A 21354-nucleotide genomic window follows, 5' to 3' on the forward strand; every position below is an offset into this window, starting at 1 on the left:
TCCTAACTGCCGTAAACGGAATAGGCATAGCCGAGGCCCGCGGCCACGATGAGCCCGGCGATGACGGCGAGGGTGATCTTGATCCAGCTCCATGGCCGCTCGCCCTGCACCTTGCCGGATTGGCCGTTGACGACGAAGCGGTAGCTTTTGCCCTTGTACTTGTAGGCCGCCATCCAGACTGGCAGCAGGATATGCTTGAAGGTGATGTCGTCCACATGCGTGTTGACGCTGGTCACCCGCTGCTCGTCGCCGCCGATATCGAAGCGCACGTCGCGCAGGATCTGGCGGTCCATGATCTGGCGGGCCTCCTGAAAGCCCTCCTCGAGCTGCACCTGGTAGCCCTCGGCCTGGAAGCCAGCGAGGAAGTCGGGGCGGTAGGGCTCCAGCGTCGTCAGATCCCAGGGCTCCAGCCCGTCGGTATATTGCTTGGGCAGGGTGTGCGAGGCGAGCACGAGGATGTCGTCGAACCAGCGCGCCACACGGCCAGACCGGGGCGTCCACCGCGTGCGGCGCTCGCGCACCTGGGTGGGTTTGCCGTCGCGCATGACGGTGCGGGTGACGTAGTAATGAACGCCCCGCATGCCGGTGTAGGAGGATTTGGTGTCGGCGTCATAGGTCCAGTAGGGCACGTAGATGCCGTTCATCTTGCGGCCCTTGCGGGCGTACTCCTGCAACCCGTTGGGCGCGAACCAGAGCTTGCCGAGCCATGTCGTCATCGCCGAGCGCGCCTCGCCCTCGCTCAGCACGAAGGGGAGCAGCCCCTTGGGCTTGATCTGCCGCGTGGTGCCTGTGTCGACGACGACGGGCGTCGCGCAGAAAGGGCATTCGGTGGCGTGCTCGGCTTCGCCGAACTCGATGACGGCGCCGCAATTGGGGCAGTGCGAGGAGCGGACATCCTCCATCTCCGCCGCGGGCAGGGCGGAGCGCAGGGCCTCTTCGTAATCGAGCTCGCGGATCAGCTCGGCGGCCTTTTCCTGCCCGCTTTCCAGCTCGGCGACGTTGCCGCAGTGATCGCAGATCAGCCGGCCGGTGCCGGGCTCGTAGCGCATGTCGGCGCCGCATTGGTCGCAGGGAAAGCGGTATTCCTCGTCCTGCGACTGCTCCGCGCCCGGTGGGGCGGGGGGTGCATGCGGCACCTTGGGGACAGATCCGTAATCACTCATCAAACATGCTCTTCGGGAAGGCTCGCGGTGTGGGTGAGAGGCGGGGCCACGCCGCTCAGGGGTCTTCGACCACGGGGATACCGGCCAGCGCCGCCTGCTCGAAATTGGCCATGTTGACGCCCATATGCGGGGTCACATCGTTGCCATCCCAGTGGGTGACGATGCCGCAGGTCGGGCAGCGGTGAAAATCGGCGACCTTGGCGGCGCGCCGGTAGGTGGCGGTCTTGCCGGTGATCGTGGCGCTGCCGGCCTTGTAGTACCCCCAGTGAGCGCCGGCCCGGCGGCAATAGTCGCAGGGGCAGGCGTTGATCTCTTCAGGGGCGGAGGGGACGGTGATCGTCACCGCCCCGCAATCGCAATGGCCGGTCAGCGCCGCCATCTCACACCGCCGTGGGCGGCGGAGGCGGAGGCGGCGGGGGCTGCACGGTGAAGAGCTGGGCCAGCTCGGTCACGTCGCCGGCCTTCATCCAGCCGTCCTGCCCGGGCGTCCACACCAGTGTGTCGCGCTTCAGCGCCCCGGCGGTGACCTTCTGGCCCATCGAGGCCAGCGAGAAGGGCCCCTGTGTCTGCCCGTTCTCGGCGATGTGCCAGACATGCTCGACCGGCGGGGGCGGGGGTGGCGGCGCGGCGGCAGGCTGGTGTGCCTGCGGTTGCGAGGGCGCGGCGCCCCAGGGGCCCATGCGGCCGCCCATGTTCAACCCCATGCCGGCACCCATGCCCATGCCCATGGCCGAGCCGGCAGCGCTTTCGGGGTTCTGCATGGCTTCGGCGGCAGAGAACTGCATGTAGCGGCCCATGTCGCCGACGATGCCCATCGAGGTGCGCTTGTCGAGCATCGCTTCGACCTCTGACGGCAGAGAGATGTTCTCGATATAGAACTCGGGGATCGACAGCCCGTAGGCGGCGACGGTGGGCTTGATCGCCTCGGTCACCAGCTTGCCGAGATCGGCGGTATTGGCCGCCATGTCGAGCACCGGGATGCCCGAGGCGGCCAGCACGCGGCTGACCTCCTGCACCACGATGTTGCGGATCTGGAAGGAGACCTCGTCGGAGGTGAACTCGCCATCTGTCCCCACGATCTCCTGCAGGAACATGCCAGGGTCAGTGACGCGCATCGAGTAATTGCCGAAGGCGCGCAGGCGGATCGGCCCGTATTCGGGGTCGCGGGCGATGATCGGGTTCTTGGTGCCCCACTTCTGGTCGTTGAAGCGGGTCGTGTTGACGAAATAGATCTCGCTCTTGAACGGCGACTGGAAGCCATGGTCCCAGTGCTGGAGCGTGGTCATGATCGGCATGTTGTTGGTCTCAAGCTGGTAGAGACCGGGCTTGAAGACGTCGGCGAGCTGCCCCTCGTGCACGAAGACGGCGGCCTGCCCCTCGCGCACCGTCAGCTTGGCGCCGTATTTGATCTCATGCCCATAGCGCTCGAAGCGCCAGACCATCGTGTCGCGGGTGTCGTCCGTCCAGTGAATGACGTCGATAAACTGGCCGGAGAGGAAATCGAGGATGCCCATAAGTCGCCCCTGAAACGCATTGATCTGATCTAGACCGGGCCTTGCCGGTTTGGCCAGAGGGTGCCGGCTGAGGCCGGCGCGATCAAGGGAGAGACGGGTGAGGTTTTCCCCCCTTTCGGGAGGGGCCGCTCAGGCGGTCGAGCCGTAGGGCCGGCTCATCTCGGCAAAGAGGCGGATGCGTGCCTCTTCCAGCGGGGCAGCGCGGCCGAAGCGCCAGCCCTGGCCGAAGACGCAGCCGAGGCGGAGGAGCTGGGCGCGCTGGTCGTCCGTCTCCACCCCTTCGGCGATGACGGAAACGCCGAGGCCGCCGGCAATCTGCAGGAAGCCGGCGAGGAGAACCTCGACGGACGGGTCCACCCCGAGCCCCTGCACGAAGCTCATGTCGATTTTCAGCTCGTCGAATTCCAGCTGCCGCAGATGCTGGAAGCTGGCAAAGCCGGTGCCGAAATCGTCGAGGCTGATGCGCACGCCAGCGCGGCGGAACTCCGCCACCGACTTCTGGATCATGCTGCCGGCGCGGGCGATGAACACGTCCTCGGTGATCTCGAAGGTGATGTGGCGCGCCGCCTCTGGCGCGTCGTCGAGCAGGCGCTGCAGCTCCTGCCGGCCGGAGAGGGTAGCGAGCGCCACCTCCGGCACGTTGAGAGACACCCGCCCAGGGTCCAGCCCTTCCTTCAGCAGCGACGCGACATCGGCCAGCACGTGGCTGGCGATACAATGCAGGAAATCTCCCTGCAGGCCGAATTCGTTGATCAGCGGCAGGAAGCGCCCGGGCAGCAGCACGCCGCGTTCGCCATCTTCCCAGCGGGCCAGCGCCTCGAAGCCGATGATCTCGCCCGTGTCGAGCCGCACCTTGGGCTGATACCAGGGCCGCAGGTGGCCCGATTGCAGCGCCTCGATGATGTGCTGACGCTCCTGCAGCGAGGGGCGGGGGCGGAAGTGGGAGGCATCGTAGAGCACGGCGCGCGCCTCGGTATCCGATTTGGCGCGGTACATGGCCTGGTCGGCGGCGGCGCAGATGGCCGACACGGTCGACAGCTGCTCGCCCGCGATGGCGATGCCGATCGATGCGGTGACCCGCAGGAACTTGCCGCGAAACTCGATGGGCGCCTCAAGCCGGCGCGCGAGGCTGACGGCGAAGCGCTCGGCCTCTTCGGCCGTGGTGACGGCGGGCATGGCCAGGGCGAATTCGTCGCCGCCGAAGCGGGCGGTCAGCCCTTCGGGCCCCGCAAGCTCGCGCATCCGGGCGGAGACGGCGATGAGCACGCGGTCGCCGGCCTCGTGGCTGAAGCTGTCGTTGATGGGCTTGAAGCCGTCGAGGTCGATCAGGAAGACCGCGCCCTGCGGCTTTCCGCGCGCGGGGCTCAGACGGCGGGCCAGCGCCTCGTCAAAGGCGCGGCGGGTGAGCAGGCCGGTGAGCCCGTCATGGCGCGTCATGTGCTCCAGCGCCCGCAATCGGGCGTTCGCTTCGGCCCGCGCCGCGGCGAGGGCGCGCTGCGTGTCCTTCTGCATCGTCATGGTTTCGAAGGTGTTGGCTGCATAGACGACCATCAGCGCCGCGGCGACCCACCACTCGGCGAGCGAGGAATCGGCGTAATCGGTGTCGAACGCGATGGCGAGCACCGTGATTCCCGTCGCGAAGGAGGGGATCATCATCGACCAGTTGTAGAGCGGCAGCGCGACGTAGGTGTTCGAGATGTGCACAAACACGCCGAACATCCACATGTAGCCGCCCAGCAGCAGCGCTACCGAAGGCTGGCTGGCCAGCAGCATCGAGGGCCAGAGGAAGGCCACGGTGGTGATGACGTTCGTCCACCACATCGCCATGACGAAGCCGAACGACATGTCCTGTTCGCGCTCGGGCCGCTTGCGATGCAGGATGACCGCGATGACTTCGCCAAGGAAGACGACCAGCGCGATGATGCTGACCTCAAGCCAGCTGACGCCGCCGAAGACGCAGACCGCCAGAATGAGGGTCATCGAGGCGATGCGTTTGAGAACGTCCCGCGCGGCAATGTGAATCACAAAGCGCGTCTCGTGCCGGATGTTCTCGTACAATCTGCGCAGCATGGTCCATTCGCCCGTCGACGGAGGCAGGGCACGACGACGTGCCAGACCCCCGGGATGCTTTAATGTCTTTGCCGCGCCTCCGCCGCCTCGCAAGAACAAAGAACACTGAAGACGATCTGCTCGGTATGGCAAGTTTAACTGTTGCCGCGAAGCCGCTATCGGGCAACAGAAAACCTAAAAGTCGCCCGGCTTTTGCCTTGATTTCAAGGGGCGCGCGCGGCGTGCAGCCCCGTCTTGCCCAAGCGGCGCACTGCCCCTATAGGGCGGGCCTTGACCACACCCCAGCGAGACGGAGCCCTGCCATGGCGGCAAGTGCCAACATGAACGTTATGCAGCGTGCCGCCCGTCAGGCGGGCCGGCAGCTTGTGAAGGACTTCCGCGAAGTCGAACAACTGCAGGTCTCGGCCAAGGGGCCGGGCGATTTCGTCAGCCGCGCCGACCGGGCGGCGGAAGAATCGATCCGCAAGATGCTGCGCGAGGCGCGGCCCACCTATGGTTTCGTCGGCGAAGAGGGCGGCGAGGAAGCGGGCGAAGATCCGACGCGCCGCTGGATCGTCGACCCGCTCGACGGCACGACGAACTACCTGCACGGCCTGCCGCACTGGGCCGTCTCCATCGCGCTGGAGCACAAGGGCCGCATCGTCTCGGGCGTCGTCTATGACCCTGCGAAGGACGAGATGTTCTGGGCCGAGCGAGGCGAGGGCGCCTGGATGAACGAGTCGCGCCTGCGCGTCTCGGGCCGCTCGCGGCTGATCGAGTGCATCTACGCCACCGGCCTGCCCTTTGCCGCCAAGCGCACCCTGCCGGCGACATTGCAGGATCTGGCCCGTCTGCTGCCCGAAACGGCGGGCGTGCGGCGCTTCGGCTCTGCCGCGCTCGACCTCGCCTATGTCGCCGCCGGCCGCTACGACGGCTATTGGGAGCGCGAGCTGAAGGCGTGGGACATCGCCGCCGGTCTGCTGCTGGTGACAGAGGCGGGTGGCTTCGTCGAGCCGCTGCAAGAGGGCACCGAGATCCTCGAGACCGGCGCGCTGATCGCGGCCAATGCCGGCACCTTCGAGCGCTTCGCCAAGATCATTCGCAACGCCTGAGCCGGCTAACGCCGCCGCCCCACCTTCGGCACCGAAGTGCGATCCAGCTTGTAGCGCGCCTCGGGATGCGGCGGCTCGCCATGCGTGCGGCTCCAGAATTTGGGGCCGCCCCGCCACAGGAAAGCGGGCAGCGCGAAGACGGCCCCGATGACGAACCCTCCGGCATGCGCCCAATAGGCAACCCCGCCGGCGCTGGCATCCGCCGCGGCGCCTTGGGCGAGCTGAATGGCGAACCACAGCCCCAGCATCAGCCAGGCTGGCAGCGGCAGGATGGTCACGAAGACCAGCACATCGACCCGCGCCTTCGGGAAGAGCAGCAGATAGCCGCCCATCACCCCGGCGATGGCGCCCGAAGCCCCGATCGTGGGGACAGGGCTGTAGGGCTCGGCGGCGAGCTGGGCGAGGTTGGCGAGGGCGCCGGCGGCCAGATAGAAGCCCAGGAAGCCGCCATGGCCGAGCTGGTCTTCCATATTGTCGCCGAATATCCACAGGAACAGCATATTGCCGGCGAGGTGCCAGAAGCCGTCGTGCAGGAAGGTCGCGGTCAGCAGCGTATGCCAGGCCTCGCCGTTGGTGATGCGGGCCGGGATCATCGCGTAATTGTAGTAGAGTTCGTAGAGCGCCTGGTCCGTCTGCACGAAGCCCTGCTCCCATAGAAACAGCGCCACATTGGCCGCGATCAGGGCCCAGGTCACATAGGGCGTCCGTTCGGAAGGGTTATGATCGCGGATGGGAAACACCGCCCGACCTTCGGTGAGGGGGCGGATGCGGTCAAGCGACAGGCGGAGCGCCGCTCTCTCGCGGCTTGGTGACTTGACGGAATCGCTGGCGCTGCCGCAGCCTCGGCTCATGAGAGTGCCGCTTCTGTTCATCCTCGCCGGCTTCGCCGGGCCAGCCATGGGGCAGGACTGCCCCGAGGCGCCTGACCATGCCGACGAGATTTCGGCGCTGATGGAGGACCTTGCGTCCTCTGCCAGCGCCTCGGACGCGCAGGAGCTTTCGAACGATCTGTGGGAGCTCTGGACGGACGCCCCCGACGCGCAGTCGCAGACGCTGCTGAACCTCGGCATGCGTGCCCGGGCCCGCTACGATTTTGTCAGCGCGTTCGATCACTTCGACCGGCTGATCGCCTACTGCCCCGATTTTGCCGAGGGCTACAACCAGCGAGCCTTCGCCAGCTACCTGCGCACTGATTTCGAGGCGGCGCTGGCGGATCTCGACAAGGCGCTCGAGCTGAACCCCACGCATATCGGCGCGCTGTCGGGCAAGGCGCTGTCGCTCATGGGCCTCGGTCGCCAGGGCCAGGCGCAGGTGGTGCTGCGGCAGGCGCTGGAACTGAACCCCTGGCTTTCCGAACGCAGCCTGCTGATCGACCCGCCGGGCACCGACATCTGACTTTCCTTGCCTCGGCGGCGCGGCGCGACTACGAGAGGCCCGGCGCCCGCGTGGTGGAATTGGTAGACATCGGGGACTTAAAATCCCTTGGCTTAGGCCGTGCCGGTTCGAGTCCGGCCGCGGGCACCAGCGCCCCAATTTCTCAAATTATTGCTTTGCTGTAGAAAAACCCGGCAGGGCTACGAGAATGACGCTTTATTAACTTTTGATCTCCGCTTGACGCGGGGCTGGATAATAGGGCGCAGGGCTCTCTGCCGCGAAATTTGGCGCGATCAGGGCTGTTGACCTTTAGCAGTATTGGCTGCGGTGCAGCGAAGTCTCTCGCAGCGGCGGAATTGGTGGTCTGTATGGCCCGTTTGAAGGCCCCATATACCGCTGGCTCCGCAAAGTTCAGACGGTGCAGGTTTGGAACGCGCTTGGTCCGCTGCACGGAGCAACAGGGTATCTTTAGGGCCTGAAGAATTTTAATTATTTGTTAAGAAGCTGTTTTCTCGAAGCCGGGCCTCTAGCTCGGCCTGAGCAGGGGATAACGGAAGCGCAGAGACCAAGTCGCAACGCATCCGCCGAGGACTCGGGTCGGCGAACCGTCGCCGAAGCGCGACACCAACCCGTGAAGGCGCAGAAAAGGCCTCGCATTGCTGCGTCGCGGCACGTTAAGAGATGCGAAACTGTTGAGGGCTTCGGCGGTCGGTGGGTTGGTTGCTCAATTGCTAAGCAGGGACCTCTCTGTATGGACGACAGGGTAAAAAATAGTCTAAGCAGTGTCGTGTATTTGACTTACGAGAGTGTTAGCGCTGAATCGCTTGCTGCTGAGCGCTCTGTCCATTTGAAGACCATGCCGTCGCCACATTTCAGGATGGCAGAAAACCTTGGGGGTTTGTCTTGACCGATCATACTGCGGCTGAATCGCTCAGCTCGACCCATTTGAGCCCGGCTCGGACGCCCGCAAAGGCAGGGCGCATTTACGCCCGCTACGCCAAGCGCTTGTCCGATATCGCCCTTGCCCTGCTGATCCTGCCAATCGTCGGGCCGGTCATCCTGGTGCTCTGCCTGCTGACCCGCCGCGACGGCGGCCCCGGCTTCTTCGGCCACACGCGCATCGGCCGGAACGGCCAGCCGTTCCGCTGCTGGAAGGTTCGCACGATGGTGCCGAATGCCCAGCAGGCGCTGAAGGAGCATCTCGAAGCCCATCCCGAGGCCGCCGCCGAATGGGCTGCCGATTTCAAGCTTCGGAACGACCCGCGCATCACCAAGATCGGCGGCTTTCTTCGCAAGACCAGCCTCGATGAGCTGCCGCAGCTTTGGAACGTCATCCGCGGCGAAATGAGCTTCGTCGGCCCGCGTCCGGTGACAGAGGCCGAGCTCGACCTCTACGGCGTCGCCCGCGGCCATTACGAGAGCGTTCGTCCCGGCATCACCGGCCTCTGGCAGGTCTCTGGCCGCAACGACACGACCTATTCCGAGCGTGTGGTGCTCGACCGGGCCTATGTGACGCGGATGAGCTTCCTCGGTGACCTGTCGATCATGCTGAAGACCGCCAAGTCTGTCGTGGGCAGCACGGGCATCTGAGCCAACGCCTATCGCTGAACATGAAAACGCCGCCCCGCTGAGGGCGGCGTTTTCATGTCTGGTCCCCTCCCGGTCAGATCGCCGAGGTTGGGTTCCGGTACGACATGTGGCGGACTGAGCCAGTCTTGCTGCGCATCAGCACCGTCTCGGCCGTCACATAGCCCGGCTCGCGCTTGATGCCGGAGAGGAGCGAGCCGTCGGTCACGCCGGTGGCGGCAAAGATGACATCCTGGGTGACCAGATCGTCGCGGGTGTACACCCGGTCGAAATTGGTGATGCCGGCCTTCTTGGCGCGGCCCTTCTCGTCGTCGTTGCGGAAGAGCAGCTTGGCGAAGAGCTGCCCGCCCATGCATTTCAGTGCTGCTGCGGCCAGCACGCCCTCGGGCGCGCCGCCGGAGCCCATGTACATGTCCACGCCGGTCTTCTGCGCCTCGGCCGTATGCATGATGCCGGCGACGTCGCCATCGGTGATCAGGCGGATCGCGGCGCCGGTGGAGCGAATCTCTTCGATCATCTGCTCGTGGCGGGGCCGGTCGAGCACGCAGACGGTGATGTCCTTCGTCGAGCAGCCCTTGGCGGTGGCCAGCGCGCTGACCCTCTCGGAGTGGCTCATGTCGAGCGTCACCACGCCGCGGCGGAAGCCGGGGCCGATGGCGAGCTTGTCCATGTAGACATCGGGGGCATGCAGCATCGAGCCGCGCGGGCCCATTGCGATGACCGTCAGCGCGTTGGGCATGTCGTTCGCCGTCAGCGTGGTGCCTTCCAGCGGGTCGAGCGCGATGTCGACCTCAGGGCCCTGGCCGGCGCCGACCTCTTCGCCGATGAACAGCATAGGTGCCTCGTCGCGCTCGCCTTCGCCGATGACGACTGTGCCCTTGATGTCCAGCATGTTGAGCTGGTTGCGCATGGCGTTGACGGCGGCCTGGTCGGCGGCCTTCTCGTCGCCGCGGCCGATCAGGTCGGCGCAGGCGATGGCCGCGGCCTCGGACACACGGGCGAGGCCGAGCGAGAGCATGCGGTCGTGGAACTGGGCATTGTCGGGCATGGGCTGTCCTTCGGATTGGTTGCCAAAGGGCCTAGCGGCTTCGTGTAACCGGGGGAAGGCTGGTAGCGTTAACCCTGTCTGCATTGGTCTCCGGCTGCCGGCCGATGCGCCGCTGGCGCCACGAATGGACAGACAGACAGGCCTGTGAGAGGGTCTGCCCGAGAATACGTGGAGGTCAACCTATGATAACCGTCTACGGCGAAGGGCGCGGCACCCGTGTCGTATGGCTGTTTGAGGAAATGGGGCTGCCCTACAGGCTCCATCGCGTGAACCTGCTCTCCGATGTCAGCGAGGATACCGAATTCATGGCGGCGAACCCGGCCGGCTTCATTCCTGCGATGCGCGACGGCGATGTGGTGATGATCGAATCTCTCGCCATCGTCGAATATCTGATGGCACGCTATGGCCCGACGCCGCTGATGCCGTCCCCCGACGATCCTTCCTTTCCCGCCTACAAGCAGTTCCTCTGGCTCGGCGAGGCGGGGATCGGGCAGGCCATGTATTTCTACGGCAACGCGCTACGCCTGCCGGAGGATCAGCGAGACAACCCGACGGCAAAGCACACGCTCTATCAGTGGGACAGCCGCCTCGCCATTGTCGAGCGGCGGCTCACCGAGGCGCCCTATATGGCAGGGGAGGCGTTTACCGCCGCCGACATTTCCGTCGGCTATACGCTGAATCAGGCGCATTACAGCGTGCGATGGCCGCTCAGCGACACGCTGCAGGCCTACCGGCGCCGGCTGACCGAGCGGCCGGCATTCCAGCGGATGCTCGACGCCTGCCCCGATACCGGGCCCTATTACCGCAAGATCGACGCCGAGGAGGCCTGAGGCGCGGCGCCTCAGAGGTTCTCGATGCGGATCGCTACGGGCGCGCCGACCAGCACGCCGGTGGCGGAGAAGGCGGCGATGGCCTCTTCGAGGTTCGAACGGGTCGTCTTGTGGGTGACGATCAGCACGGGCGCCGACTGGTCGACATGGCCATATTGGCGCATCCGGTCGATCGAGATGCCGGCCTCGCCGAGGCAATGGGCGATCTTGGCCAGCGCGCCCGGCTTGTCGGCCAGATCCATGCGCAGGTAATAGGGCGCCGGCACCGCGGCACGGGCAGCGCGCACCTGACGCAGGGAGGAGGCGGGCTGGCCGAAGGTCGGCAGGCGGAAGCCGCGGGCCACGTCGATGATGTCGCCCAGCACGGCAGAGGCCGTCGGCCCCGCTCCGGCACCGGCTCCGCGTAGCACGATCTGGCCCACGGCATCGCCCTCGATCACCACCATATTAGTGCCGCCTTCGAGCTGGCCGAGGGGCGAGCTGTCCGGCACCAGGCAGGGTGACATGCGCTGCTCGAGCCCCCGGCCGGTCATCTGCGCAACGCCGAGCAGCTTGATCTTGTAGCCCATGTCGGCGGCCTGGCGGATATCCTCGATAGTGACCGAACCGATCCCTTCGAGCTCGACACCGCCGAAATTCACCTGGGTGCCATAGGCGATGGCGGCGAGCAGCGACAGCTTGTGCCCGGCGTCGATGCCGCCGACATCGAGCTGCGGATCGGCTTCGAGAAAGCCCAGGCCGTCGGCTTCGTCGAAGGCCTCCTGATAGGTCAGGCCGCCATCTTCCATACGGGTGAGGATGTAATTGCAGGTGCCGTTCATCACGCCGAGGACGCGCTCGATCTGGTTGCCCGCGAGGCCCTCTGTCAGCGTCTTGATCACCGGGATACCGCCCGCCACGGCGGCCTCGAAGCGCAGCGCCACATCCGTCTCTTCTGCGGCGAGGGCGAGGGCTTGCCCGTGATGGGCGAGCAGGGCCTTGTTGGCGGTGACGACATGGTGGCCGGCGGCGATGGCGGCTTCGGTCGCATCCTTTGCCGGGCCTTCGTGGCCGCCCATGACCTCGACGAAAAGGTCGATGTCGTCCCGCCGGGCCAGGGCGACGGGGTCGTCTTCCCAAGCGTAGGCGGAGAGGTCGATGCCGCGGTCCTTGCCCTTGCTCCGGGCAGAGACGGCGACGATCTCGATGGGGCGTCCGGCGCGGGCGGCGATCATCTGCGGATGGGTCTGCAGAATACGGATCAGCCCCGTGCCGACGGTGCCGAGCCCGGCGATGGCGAGACGGAGCGCTGCGGTCATGAGATCCTCCAGGCAGACATGCCGGAGGGACGTACCGCGAGACGCGCGGGGGTTCAACGCAAGGGTTGCAGTCGGGCGTTTTCCGCAGGGCTGAGAACCGGGCCGCGCAGGGCATCGGCCCGGGCGGCGAGGGCGGCGGCACGGGACGACTGGGCCGGGGCCGGATCGGCCGGGGCCGGCGCATCGGCGGCGGCGAGGAGCGGGGCGAGCGGCACGAGCGGCGGGGTTTGCAGCGAGCCCGGGGCCGGCGCCGGGCCGGGCAGCTCCGGCGCATCGGCGCAGGCGGCGAGGAGCAGGAGCAAGGGGAGGGCGCGGTGCATGGCGAAGAGGTAGCCCGGCGGCGGGGGGCTGTCTATCGCGGTGGGGGTGGTGCGGGCTGAGGGCGGGCAGGGGGGCTGTCTGCCCCCCTCTTGGCCGTTGGCCAATTCACCCCCCGAGGATTTCCTGGAGCAAAGAGGGGAAAGAAAGAGGGAGGGAGGGGAGGGGCGCGCCCCTCCCCCCGGGGCCGGTCAGTGGGCGGGGGCGATGAAGGTGCCGTTGCGCAGATCGCGCATGGCCTGCAGGATTTCCTCTTGCGTGTTCATCACGATGGGCCCGTGCCAGGCCACCGGCTCTTCGATCGGGGCGCCCGAGACCAGCAGGAAGCGCACGCCCTCATCGCCGGCCTGCACCTCGATCTCGTCGCCGGTGCCGAAGCGCACGAGCGTGCGGTTGCCGGAGAGATCGCGCACATTCACCTCCTGGCCCATCACTTCTTTCTCCAGCAGCACGCCGGCGGGGGCGGCGGCATCGGTGAAGCGACCGGAGCCGGCAAAGACATAGGCGAAGGCGCGGCGATAGGTGTCTATCTTGAAGCGCTTGCGCAGGCCGGCGGGCACCGAGACGTCGAGATATTGCGGGTTCGAGGCGATGCCATCGACCGGGCCGCGCTTGCCCCAGAACTCGCCGGTGACGACGCGCACGGCGGTGCCGTCGTCATCGACCACCACGGGGATATCGGCGGATTTCACGTCCTGGTAACGGGGCGCCGTCATCTTGAGGTTGCCGGGCAGGTTCGACCAGAGCTGGAAGCCGTGCATCTGGCCGGCAGCATTGCCCTGCGGCATCTCCTGATGGAGGATGCCGGAGCCCGCCGTCATCCATTGCACATCGCCGGCGCCGAGGGTGCCGCTATTGCCCAGGCTGTCGCCATGCGCCACCGTGCCATCCAGCACATAGGTGATGGTCTCGATGCCGCGATGCGGGTGCCAGGGGAAGCCTTTCAGGAAATCCTCGGGCCGCTCGTTGCGGAAATCGTCGAACAGCAGGAAGGGGTCTGCGAAGCTGGGGTCCTCGAAGCCGAAGGCACGATGCAGCTTCACGCCGGCCCCTTCGAGGGTAGGCACGGCCTGATGGGCGGAGAGGACGGGGCGTATGGACATGAGCGAATTCCTTTCGGCGCCAGACATAAGCGCGTTGCGGCCCGGCGGAAGAGCCCGGGCGGCGAGCCATGCGGCAGCTGCATGGCTTGATGCATGACGGAGAGCTCTGTCTACGCGCCAGAGCTGCGGGCCGCGCCGCCGCGGCGCCTGCTGGCGCTGGGCGTGCTCTATGCCCTGGGCGGCATCGCCTTGCTGCTGGCGGCCGGCGGCTCCGCCGGGGCGGGCGCCGCGCTGGCGCTGCTGGCCATCGGGGCACTGGTGCTGACGCTGGCTGAAAGCCTGCGACGGGCGACGCAGTTGGCGCTTCTGCTGGGAGAGGCCGGGCTGGAGGATAGCGAGGGCCGTGTGCTGGCCCGGTGGGAGGAGATCGCCCGCGTCGAGCGCGGCACCTTCGCCTTCAAGCCCTCCAGCGGCTTCGCTTTGCGCCTGCACCAGCGTGCGGGCTTCGCCTGGGCGCCCGGGCTCTGGTGGCGAATGGGCCGCCGGCTGGGCGTGGGCGGCGTGACCGACGGCCGGGCGGCGCGGGCGATGGCGGAGGCAATCGCGGCGCGGCTGGAGCAACGCTGAGCCTAGCACACCGCCGTGGCGTTGGTGCCGTTCTCCACCGGGTTCCAGCAGAGCTGGCCGGAGAAGCGCGGGCGGGCGACGACGAATTCGGTGAAGACGTCATCGGCCAGGCCCACCTTGAAGGGCACCTCGTAATCCGCCTCGGTCTCGACGAGGATCGCGGTGTCGCCGCCGGCCATGGCGGGGATGCGCGCCTCCAGCCGGCGCAGGGCAGGCTCGGAGAGCGGAGACATACCGCCGCGCGCCTCGCTCCAGTCGAGCTCCAGCACATCGTCGGTAGCGTTGTAGTGGAAGACGGTGACGCGAAGGCGCGCGTTGTCGCTGCCGATCATCAGGAAGCGCTGCAGCGCCAGCAGGCCATCCATATAGGCGGGCGTGATGTAATTGGTCTCGCGCGTCAGCGTGTCGGAGATGGTAAAGGCCGCGCGGATGTTGTTCGCGCGGGCGTGGAAGGCGTCGAAGAAGCTGTAGCAGGCGACGAAGGCCCAGGCGATGACGGGCAGCATGATGACGCCCTCGATGACGACGGAGCCCTGCTCGCCGCGGGCGAAGTGGCGAAGGAACCGGCGGAGAGGGCGCAGCATCAGCTTGGCTCCAGCACGAACGAGGCGACGGAGATGAGGGCGTAGGCCCCGTTCGCCAGCCGGGGGATGGGCGAGCCGATGCCGCCCGTCGGGAAGAAGGGATCGAAGAGCGAGCAGGCCCGCAGGATCATCAGGTCGTGCTCGCCGCCGCCTTGAAACTCGCGGGCGGCCTTGCCCGGCTCGGCCCGGTCGACGCAATCGGCATCGGGGCGCAGGAGCTGCATGTCGGAGGGCGCGACGCGGCGCATCTCGAGCATGATCTCGGCGGCGCAATTGGGGATGACCCGGGCGTTGTCGCAGATGCGATCCTTCAGGTTGTCATAGTAATCCTCGTCATCCTCGCCGGCGATCAGGCCAAGCCGCACGTCGCGCACGGCGATGTCGAGGGCACGGTCGAGCATGACATTGCGCGTCATCAGCGCGCCGACCTCGAAGGCCGAGACGAAGAACGCGATGAAGAACGGCGCCATGATGACGAACTCGATGGTCGCCGAGCCGCCCTCGCCCCGGGCGAATTTGCGCAGCCAGCCTCTCATTGCGTGAGCCTCAGCGTGTTGATCGAGCCGGCGATGTTCTGGAATACGGTCATGATGTCGTCGCCCTCCGAGGCGCCCTCGCCCGTGGCCGGGTAGAAATGCGAGGGGGAGGAGGCGCATTTCCAGATCTCGCCTGCGCCATGTTCGGTCGCCATGAAGGAGATGCCGTAGATCGCCACGCCCTGGTCCTTGGCGTCGGTGCACAGGCCCTGCAGCTGCGTGTCCATCTCGCCCGTCTGGGTCTGCGTGCGCAGGCTGTCCATCTGGCTGGTGAAGACGGCGGAGCGCTCCGAGTTGCTGTCGCCATAGGCGCGGCCGTATAACTGCCAGGCGACATATTGCACCCGCAGATCCTGCCAGACGGCCTGCCAGGTCTGGCGCCGGGCGTTGCCGACGCTGGCGGGCAGGGCGGCGCCCGAGCGCAGCATGGCGTCCGCCTGATAGGGCTGGCCTGAGGGAGAGTAGGTTCTGTCGCTGCGCCGCGGCTCTCTGCCCTGCCAGGGTTCACGCATCCAATAGCCCATGTGCGGCACCCAATAGTTGAAGCCGCCGTCGATGCCCGGGTGGTGGATCGAGTAATAACCGTCATCGGCGAGGTAGATTGGCGAGGGGCCGGCGCGGTAGCCGTCGTTCAGCCGCTCTTCGGGGAAGTGCTCGCCGTCTGTCATCAAGACGATGATCTTGCCGGCGTTGTCCAGCTCATAGGGCAAGGGACGGCTCTGGCCGTTGAGCGGGCCGCCGTTGAGCTCTGTCACCATGGCGGCAGAGCCCGGGTCCATCAGCTCCATGCCCCAGCGCATGCCGGCGTTGATGGAGGTGGCGCCAATGGCGTGCAGCCCTTCGATGGCGTCGAGCAGCTCCTGCCGGTCGTCGGAGGGGATGAGGACCATGTTCTGCGCCATCGGCGGGCACCAGGAATTGACGTAATAGCCGTAGTCGCTGCGCGGCCGGTTGTTCCAGGTGCTCTCGTAGGAGCTGCTTTTACTGGTGGAGGAATAGCTGTCGTAAAAGCCCGTGGCCGGCATCGGCAGATCGGTGGCCAGATCGAGGCTGTCATAGGCGGCATCGGGCAGGTCGATGCAGTAGTTGTTCTCCACCCCGCCGTAATCATGGGTGTTGTACTGCGCGAAGAGAGCGGGGCCGAGGTTCACCTGGCCGTTGAAGGGCACCATGCCCATCGAGACCTTGCCCTGGGTGTCGCCGTCGAAAACCGTGTTGACGAATTCCTGCGCCGCGTCCTTCAGATCCTCCAGCTTGTTGTCGGAAGCCATCGAGCCCGAGACATCCAGCACAAGCAGGATCTCCAGATCGGTCACGCGCTCGGTGGCGGTGGCGACGGCGGGCACGGTGAATTCGTCGACACCGACGAGCTGGGTCAGCGTCGTCGGCACTTGGGTGCGGGCGACGATGGAAACCTCGCGCTGGTTGAAGGCGGAACTGACGGTGACGCTCTCCAGATCGCCGACAAGCCCCTCGCGGGTGAAGTAGTCGCGCACCACGGATTCTGGGTCGAGCGACTGGTTCAGGTCGGTGGCCGCAAGGACGGCCCGGTCGGTGAGAGTTTGCAGGCGCTGGCGATGCGTCTCGGCCCGCATGACATCCACCGCGATGCCGCCGACGATGAGCATCAGCAGAAAGATGAAGAGCGAGAAGATGATCATAGAGCCGTCTTCGGCTCGGGCAAACCGACCGGCAAAAGCGCTCAGGCGCGCTGTGAGGCGCGGCGGCTTGGTACTTCCTTGATCGTCGGCGCGGGCGGCCCTGATGCCGTTCGACTGCATTTCCTCACCAGGCCCCCACCCGGCGCCCCAGCGGGGCAGGAGCGGCCTTTGGAGCCGCGCCCTGGCTGGGTGCGAACGAGCTTAGGCAAAATTGTGGCAAACCTTATTAAATACCGATCGATCCGTGCTCGCGCCGATTGCGGCGAGACAATGGCGGGGCTCTGTCGATGACTGGACCGAAGGCGGAAACGCAGACGTGGCGCGTCTTCGGGGCGCCACCGACGAGCCTGTCGCGCGATTCGTGCAAATTTTTGCGTCCCGTCGCAAAGGAGCATTAAGACTGTGGGCAGAAAGCTAGGCCCGCCGGCGGCTTCGCCCGCGTTGCCCAATAATGGAAGGAGTATCGCCATGCCCAACGAGGCCGCCCGGCATATCGAGCCGAGTTTCCGCGAATCCGTCGACATCATGTTCAACCGCGCCGTGGCCCTGATGGACCTCAGCCCCGGGCTCGAACAGAAGATCCGCGTCTGCAACGCCACCTACACCGTGCGCTTCGGCGTGCGCCTGCGCGGCTCGATCCACACGTTCACCGGCTACCGCGCTGTGCATTCCGAGCATATGGAGCCTGTGAAGGGCGGTATCCGCTATTCCCTCAGCGTCCATCAGGACGAGGTCGAGGCGCTCGCGGCGCTGATGACCTACAAATGCGCCCTGGTCGAAACCCCGTTTGGCGGCTCGAAGGGCGGCCTCTGCATCGATCCGCGCGCCTGGGAAGAGCATGAGCTGGAGCTGATCACCCGCCGCTTCGCCTATGAGCTGGCCAAGCGCGACCTGATCAACCCCGCGCAAAACGTGCCCGCGCCCGACATGGGCACCGGCGAGCGCGAAATGGCGTGGATCGCCGATCAATACCGCCGGATGAACACGACGGATATCAACGCCACCGCCTGCGTCACCGGCAAGCCGCTGAATGCCGGCGGCATCCATGGGCGGGTCGAGGCGACAGGACGGGGCGTGGAATATGCCCTGCGCGAGTTCTTCCGCCATCCCGAGGATGTGGCGGCTGCCGGCCTCTCCGGCGGGCTGGAGGGCAAGCGTGTCATCGTGCAGGGTCTCGGCAATGTGGGGTATCACGCCGCGAAGTTCCTGCAGGAGGAGGATGGCGCCAAGATCACCGGCATCATCGAACGCGACGGCGCCCTCCACAGCGAGGACGGGCTCGACGTGGAGAGCGTAAAGGCGTGGATCGAAAAGCACGGCGGCATTGCCGAATTCCCCGACGCCACCGTCATCCCGGATGGGTCTGTCCTGCTGGAGCATGAGTGCGACATTCTCATTCCCGCGGCGCTCGAAGGCGTGATCCACATGGAGAATGCCGAGCGCATCCAGGCGCCCCTGATCGTCGAGGCCGCCAATGGGCCGATCACGGCGGGGGCCGACGAGATCCTCCGCCGCAAGGGGGCGATCATCATCCCCGACATGTATGCCAACGCTGGCGGTGTGACCGTCTCGTATTTCGAATGGGTCAAGAACCTCAGCCACATCCGCTTCGGCCGCATGCAACGGCGGGCGGAGGAGGCGCGCCATCTGCTGATCGTCAATGAGCTGGAACGGCTTTCGGCTGACAGAGACCTGGGCTGGACGCTCTCCCCGGGCTTCAAGAGCCAGTATCTGAAGGGGGCGGGCGAGCTTGAGCTGGTGCGCTCGGGCCTCGATGACACGATGCGCTCGGCCTATCAGTCGATGCGCGAGGTCTGGCATGCCCGCGAGGATGTGCACGACCTTCGCACCGCGGCCTATATCGTCTCAATCGGGCGGGTGGCGGCGAGCTACCGGGCCAAGGGGCTTTAGACAAAAGGAAACGGGGCCGCGTCATGCGGCCCCGTCCCTGCAATGCTCTGGTCAGTGACCAGATTGAGCGTTGCGATTAGTCGCTGGTGCCCGACGGGTTCAGCACGGCTTCTTCCTGGTCGGTCACGTTGTAGAACTCGGTGATGTACGCACGGTCGTCCATCATCGTGTAGGAGAACTCCACCTCGTCACCGATATCGAGACCTTCGGGGAAGGCATCGTCGAGACGGAAGTAGTAGTTCGTGGCATCACCTTCGAGCATGATGATCTGCGAGCCCGGATCCCAGCTGTCGAGGCTGCCGGTCATTTCCATATCCTGCGCATTGGCAGCGCCGGAGATGAAAAGGGCGGCAAAGGCGGCGGGGGCAGCTTTGAAAAGCGTATTCATGGTTAACTCCACTACATTTACAATGCCGGTCGAAGCCGGCGGCTAACGTGCGGCGTTGAGAAGAACCTCTCGTCGCCGCTTGCCAATCAAACTGTACCGGAGTCGTGCAGAGGAAAGGGCGGCTCACGTTTATGTTAAATGCGCGTCAGTGCGTGAGTGCGCTTGCCCTTAAATAGCGACAGCCGGCCTTCGGGAGGAAAGGCCGGCTGCGCAGGCACCATACGCCAGGGAGGAACGGATGGGGCCGAGGGTTTCAGCGATTAGCTGAGGTCTTCGAAATCGGTCACGTAGCGAACGCCGTCACGCACGTAGTAGGTGAGCTGGATTTCGTCGCCATTCGAAAGATCGGGGAAATCTTCGTTAAGGCGGAAGTGATAGACGCCCTCGCCAGAGATCCAGACCGTTTCGGAAGTCGGCGAATAGTGGCCAACCGTTCCGGTCGTCTGCATTTCGGCAGCGGAAGCGGCGGTGCCGAGCATGAGGGCGGCCGCAATGGGGGCGAGCGTGAAGAGTTTGGACATGGGTAGTCTCCTGTTTAGCCGGTATCTTTGCCGGAATTGGTTTTCGCGGCACCTGAGAACGTGGAGGCGGAGCTACCCGGGATGCTGTCGCCATCGTCTCGTGTCGTGAAAGACAGGTGGGGAGGCCCAAACCCGCTCGTAATACCCGCTCACGCCGCCGTGAAAACGGGTCGCCAAGACGTGAGATTTTCGGGTCTTGAACCGGGGAGCGGCGACGGAAAATCGGCGGTTCTGCGTTGCAGCGGGTTTGCCTGCGCTAGGCCGGCCCGATGATGCCCAAAATTGAGGCATGATAGGGGGATAGCGCGCCCTGGCCCGCGGCTTTGCCGCCCCGGATTGACGCAGCTGGAAGCGCTTTAGCTCGACCTTCCCTTGGGTCAAATCGACCCCGGCCGCTTTTGGGCTGAATCTGCTGAGAGAAGAGCGCCACCAGCGACACGCTGGCACTGGCCATTTGGCGCGCCCCATGCTTCCATCACAGGCGAGCAGGGGTGTTCGAGTGCGTTATTCCGCCTTTCAGATCGCAAAGCAGGCTCTGGGCCTCGGCAAGGGCTGGGCGCCCGTCTGGCGCGAGCCAGATCCGAAGCCGGCCTATGACGTGCTCATCATCGGGGGCGGCGGGCACGGGCTGGCGACGGCCTATTACCTCGCCAAGAACCACGGCCTCACCAATATCGCGGTGCTCGAGAAGGGCTATCTCGGCTCAGGCAACATCGGCCGCAACACCACGATGGTGCGGGCCAACTACTACCTGCCGGGCAACAGCGAGTTCTACAGCCATTCCCTGAAGCTCTGGGAGGGGCTGGAGCAAGAGCTCAATTACAACGTGATGCACAGCCAGCGCGGGCTGATCAATCTGTTCCATTCCGATGGCCAGCGCGATGCCATGGCCCGCCGCGGCAATGCCATGCGCAACCAGGGCGACGACGCCGAGCTGCTCAGCCCCGCCGAGCTGCGCCGCATGGTGCCCTATCTCGACTATGAGCAGACGCGCTTTCCCATCCACGGCGGACTGCTGCACCGGCGCGGAGGCACGGCGCGGCACGATGCCGTTGCCTGGGGCTATGCGCGCGGGGCGGACAGCCGGGGTGTCGACCTCATCCAGAATTGCGAAGTGACCGGCATCGATACCGAGGCTGGTCAGGTGATGGGCGTGCAAACCACGCGCGGCCCGATCCGGGCCCGCAAGGTGGCGATGATCGCTGCCGGCCGCTCCGGCCAGGTGGCGGCGCTGGCGGGCATGCGCCTGCCGATCGAAAGCCATGTGCTACAGGCCTACGTGACCGAGGGGCTGAAGCCCGCCGTCAACCACGTGATCTCCTACGGCATGGGCCATTTCTACATCTGCCAGTCCGACAAGGGCGGGCTGGTCTTTGGCGGCGACCTCGATTTCTACCCGTCCTACGCGCAGCGGGGGAACCTGCCGGGCGTCGAGCAGGTAATGGATGCGGCGATGACGCTGATGCCCATGATCGGCCGTGCCAAGGTGCTGCGCCACTGGGGCGGTGTAATGGACATGAGCCCTGACGGCTCGCCCATCATCGACCGCACGGATATCGGCGGGCTCTTCCTCAATTGCGGCTGGAATTACGGGGGCTTCAAGGCCGTGCCCGCCTCTGGCTGGGCCACAGCGCATCTGATCGCCACGGGCACGCCGCATGAGACGGCCAAGCGCTTCCGGCTGAACCGCTTCCGCGATGGCGTGGGCGTGATGGATGAGGAGGGCACCGGTGCGCAGCACAATTTGCACTAGCCTCCCCCGGCCGGACAGAATGACGAAAGACAGCAAC

General features: G+C 65.9%; 21 protein-coding genes and 1 tRNA gene. 8 read left to right on the plus strand and 14 right to left on the minus strand.

Annotation, left to right across the window (positions count from 1 at the left end; translation table 11 throughout):
- Positions 1-2: 2 nt before the first annotated feature.
- The 4 genes from ACXN5S_RS17330 to ACXN5S_RS17345 all read right to left on the minus strand — a co-directional run bounded on the left by ACXN5S_RS17330 (position 3) and on the right by ACXN5S_RS17345 (position 4657).
- Complete coding sequence (locus ACXN5S_RS17330) at positions 3-1163, minus strand: TFIIB-type zinc finger domain-containing protein (protein WP_458606729.1); 1161 nt, start codon at positions 1161-1163, stop codon at positions 3-5.
- A gap of 55 nt (positions 1164-1218) precedes the next feature.
- Positions 1219-1542, minus strand: coding sequence for a GFA family protein (locus tag ACXN5S_RS17335; RefSeq protein ID WP_458606730.1), 324 nt, complete (start codon positions 1540-1542; stop codon positions 1219-1221).
- A 1-nt stretch (position 1543) separates the two neighbouring features.
- Positions 1544-2677 carry an SPFH domain-containing protein gene (locus tag ACXN5S_RS17340; RefSeq protein ID WP_458606731.1) on the minus strand — a complete coding sequence of 378 codons (1134 nt, stop codon included), beginning with the start codon at positions 2675-2677 and terminating at the stop codon, positions 1544-1546.
- A gap of 129 nt (positions 2678-2806) precedes the next feature.
- Entirely contained in the window at positions 2807-4657 is a 1851-nt protein-coding gene (locus tag ACXN5S_RS17345; protein ID WP_458606732.1) for a putative bifunctional diguanylate cyclase/phosphodiesterase, read from the minus strand.
- Between the two features lie 392 nt (positions 4658-5049).
- Between ACXN5S_RS17345 and ACXN5S_RS17350 the strand changes: the two genes are divergently transcribed.
- Positions 5050-5838, plus strand: coding sequence for an inositol monophosphatase family protein (locus ACXN5S_RS17350; protein WP_458606733.1), 789 nt, complete (start codon positions 5050-5052; stop codon positions 5836-5838).
- Positions 5839-5843: 5 nt separating this feature from the next.
- Here the strand turns inward: ACXN5S_RS17350 and ACXN5S_RS17355 are convergent, their stop codons facing one another.
- The gene (locus ACXN5S_RS17355; RefSeq protein ID WP_458606836.1) at positions 5844-6578 is read right to left on the minus strand and encodes a rhomboid family intramembrane serine protease; all 735 of its coding nucleotides are present in this window, start codon (positions 6576-6578) and stop codon (positions 5844-5846) included.
- Between the two features lie 109 nt (positions 6579-6687).
- Between ACXN5S_RS17355 and ACXN5S_RS17360 the strand changes: the two genes are divergently transcribed.
- The 3 genes from ACXN5S_RS17360 to ACXN5S_RS17370 all read left to right on the plus strand — a co-directional run bounded on the left by ACXN5S_RS17360 (position 6688) and on the right by ACXN5S_RS17370 (position 8802).
- On the plus strand, positions 6688-7233 hold the full coding sequence (locus tag ACXN5S_RS17360; protein WP_458606734.1) for a tetratricopeptide repeat protein: 546 nt from the start codon (positions 6688-6690) through the stop codon (positions 7231-7233).
- A gap of 44 nt (positions 7234-7277) precedes the next feature.
- Positions 7278-7362, plus strand: a tRNA-Leu gene (locus ACXN5S_RS17365).
- Positions 7363-8217: 855 nt separating this feature from the next.
- A complete protein-coding gene (locus ACXN5S_RS17370) occupies positions 8218-8802 on the plus strand; it encodes a sugar transferase (protein WP_458606735.1) in 585 nt (194 codons plus the stop codon).
- Positions 8803-8875: 73 nt separating this feature from the next.
- Here the strand turns inward: ACXN5S_RS17370 and glpX are convergent, their stop codons facing one another.
- A complete protein-coding gene (gene glpX / locus ACXN5S_RS17375; RefSeq protein ID WP_458606736.1) occupies positions 8876-9847 on the minus strand; it encodes a class II fructose-bisphosphatase in 972 nt (323 codons plus the stop codon).
- 182 nt (positions 9848-10029) lie between these two features.
- Between glpX and ACXN5S_RS17380 the strand changes: the two genes are divergently transcribed.
- Entirely contained in the window at positions 10030-10677 is a 648-nt protein-coding gene (locus ACXN5S_RS17380; protein WP_458606737.1) for a glutathione S-transferase family protein, read from the plus strand.
- Between the two features lie 11 nt (positions 10678-10688).
- Here the strand turns inward: ACXN5S_RS17380 and ACXN5S_RS17385 are convergent, their stop codons facing one another.
- From ACXN5S_RS17385 to ACXN5S_RS17395, 3 genes are all read right to left on the minus strand, one after another.
- The gene (locus tag ACXN5S_RS17385; RefSeq protein ID WP_458606738.1) at positions 10689-11975 is read right to left on the minus strand and encodes a homoserine dehydrogenase; all 1287 of its coding nucleotides are present in this window, start codon (positions 11973-11975) and stop codon (positions 10689-10691) included.
- Positions 11976-12028: 53 nt separating this feature from the next.
- Complete coding sequence (locus tag ACXN5S_RS17390) at positions 12029-12295, minus strand: hypothetical protein (RefSeq protein WP_458606739.1); 267 nt, start codon at positions 12293-12295, stop codon at positions 12029-12031.
- Between the two features lie 189 nt (positions 12296-12484).
- Positions 12485-13396, minus strand: a complete 912-nt coding sequence (locus ACXN5S_RS17395) for a pirin family protein (RefSeq protein ID WP_458606740.1) — start codon at positions 13394-13396, stop codon at positions 12485-12487.
- A 93-nt stretch (positions 13397-13489) separates the two neighbouring features.
- On the opposite strand from ACXN5S_RS17395, the gene ACXN5S_RS17400 reads away from it, so the two are divergent.
- Positions 13490-13963, plus strand: coding sequence for a hypothetical protein (locus ACXN5S_RS17400; protein ID WP_458606741.1), 474 nt, complete (start codon positions 13490-13492; stop codon positions 13961-13963).
- Positions 13964-13965: 2 nt separating this feature from the next.
- Here ACXN5S_RS17400 and ACXN5S_RS17405 read toward each other — a convergent pair whose 3' ends face one another.
- From ACXN5S_RS17405 to ACXN5S_RS17415, 3 genes are read right to left on the minus strand one after another with little or no spacing between them, the layout of a single operon-like run.
- On the minus strand, positions 13966-14547 hold the full coding sequence (locus ACXN5S_RS17405) for a TadE/TadG family type IV pilus assembly protein (RefSeq protein WP_458606742.1): 582 nt from the start codon (positions 14545-14547) through the stop codon (positions 13966-13968).
- Positions 14547-15083 (minus strand): TadE/TadG family type IV pilus assembly protein, encoded by a 537-nt coding sequence (locus ACXN5S_RS17410; protein WP_458606743.1) that lies wholly within the window; start codon positions 15081-15083, stop codon positions 14547-14549. Before ACXN5S_RS17410 ends, ACXN5S_RS17405 begins: the two co-directional genes overlap by 1 nt.
- A complete protein-coding gene (locus tag ACXN5S_RS17415; RefSeq protein WP_458606744.1) occupies positions 15080-16744 on the minus strand; it encodes a pilus assembly protein TadG-related protein in 1665 nt (554 codons plus the stop codon). The genes ACXN5S_RS17410 and ACXN5S_RS17415 overlap by 4 nt, the downstream gene beginning before the upstream one ends.
- A gap of 468 nt (positions 16745-17212) precedes the next feature.
- Here ACXN5S_RS17415 and ACXN5S_RS17420 point away from each other — a divergent pair, with 468 nt between their 5' ends.
- The gene (locus ACXN5S_RS17420; RefSeq protein WP_458606745.1) at positions 17213-18655 is read left to right on the plus strand and encodes a Glu/Leu/Phe/Val family dehydrogenase; all 1443 of its coding nucleotides are present in this window, start codon (positions 17213-17215) and stop codon (positions 18653-18655) included.
- 76 nt (positions 18656-18731) lie between these two features.
- On the opposite strand, the gene ACXN5S_RS17425 is transcribed toward ACXN5S_RS17420, so the two are convergent.
- Positions 18732-19043, minus strand: coding sequence for a hypothetical protein (locus ACXN5S_RS17425; RefSeq protein ID WP_458606746.1), 312 nt, complete (start codon positions 19041-19043; stop codon positions 18732-18734).
- 260 nt (positions 19044-19303) lie between these two features.
- A complete protein-coding gene (locus ACXN5S_RS17430) occupies positions 19304-19564 on the minus strand; it encodes a hypothetical protein (protein ID WP_458606747.1) in 261 nt (86 codons plus the stop codon).
- A 499-nt stretch (positions 19565-20063) separates the two neighbouring features.
- On the opposite strand from ACXN5S_RS17430, the gene ACXN5S_RS17435 reads away from it, so the two are divergent.
- Positions 20064-21317, plus strand: a complete 1254-nt coding sequence (locus ACXN5S_RS17435) for a sarcosine oxidase subunit beta family protein (protein ID WP_458606748.1) — start codon at positions 20064-20066, stop codon at positions 21315-21317.
- Positions 21318-21354 lie beyond the last annotated feature (37 nt).

Source organism: Pseudoroseicyclus sp. H15 (assembly GCF_054353345.1).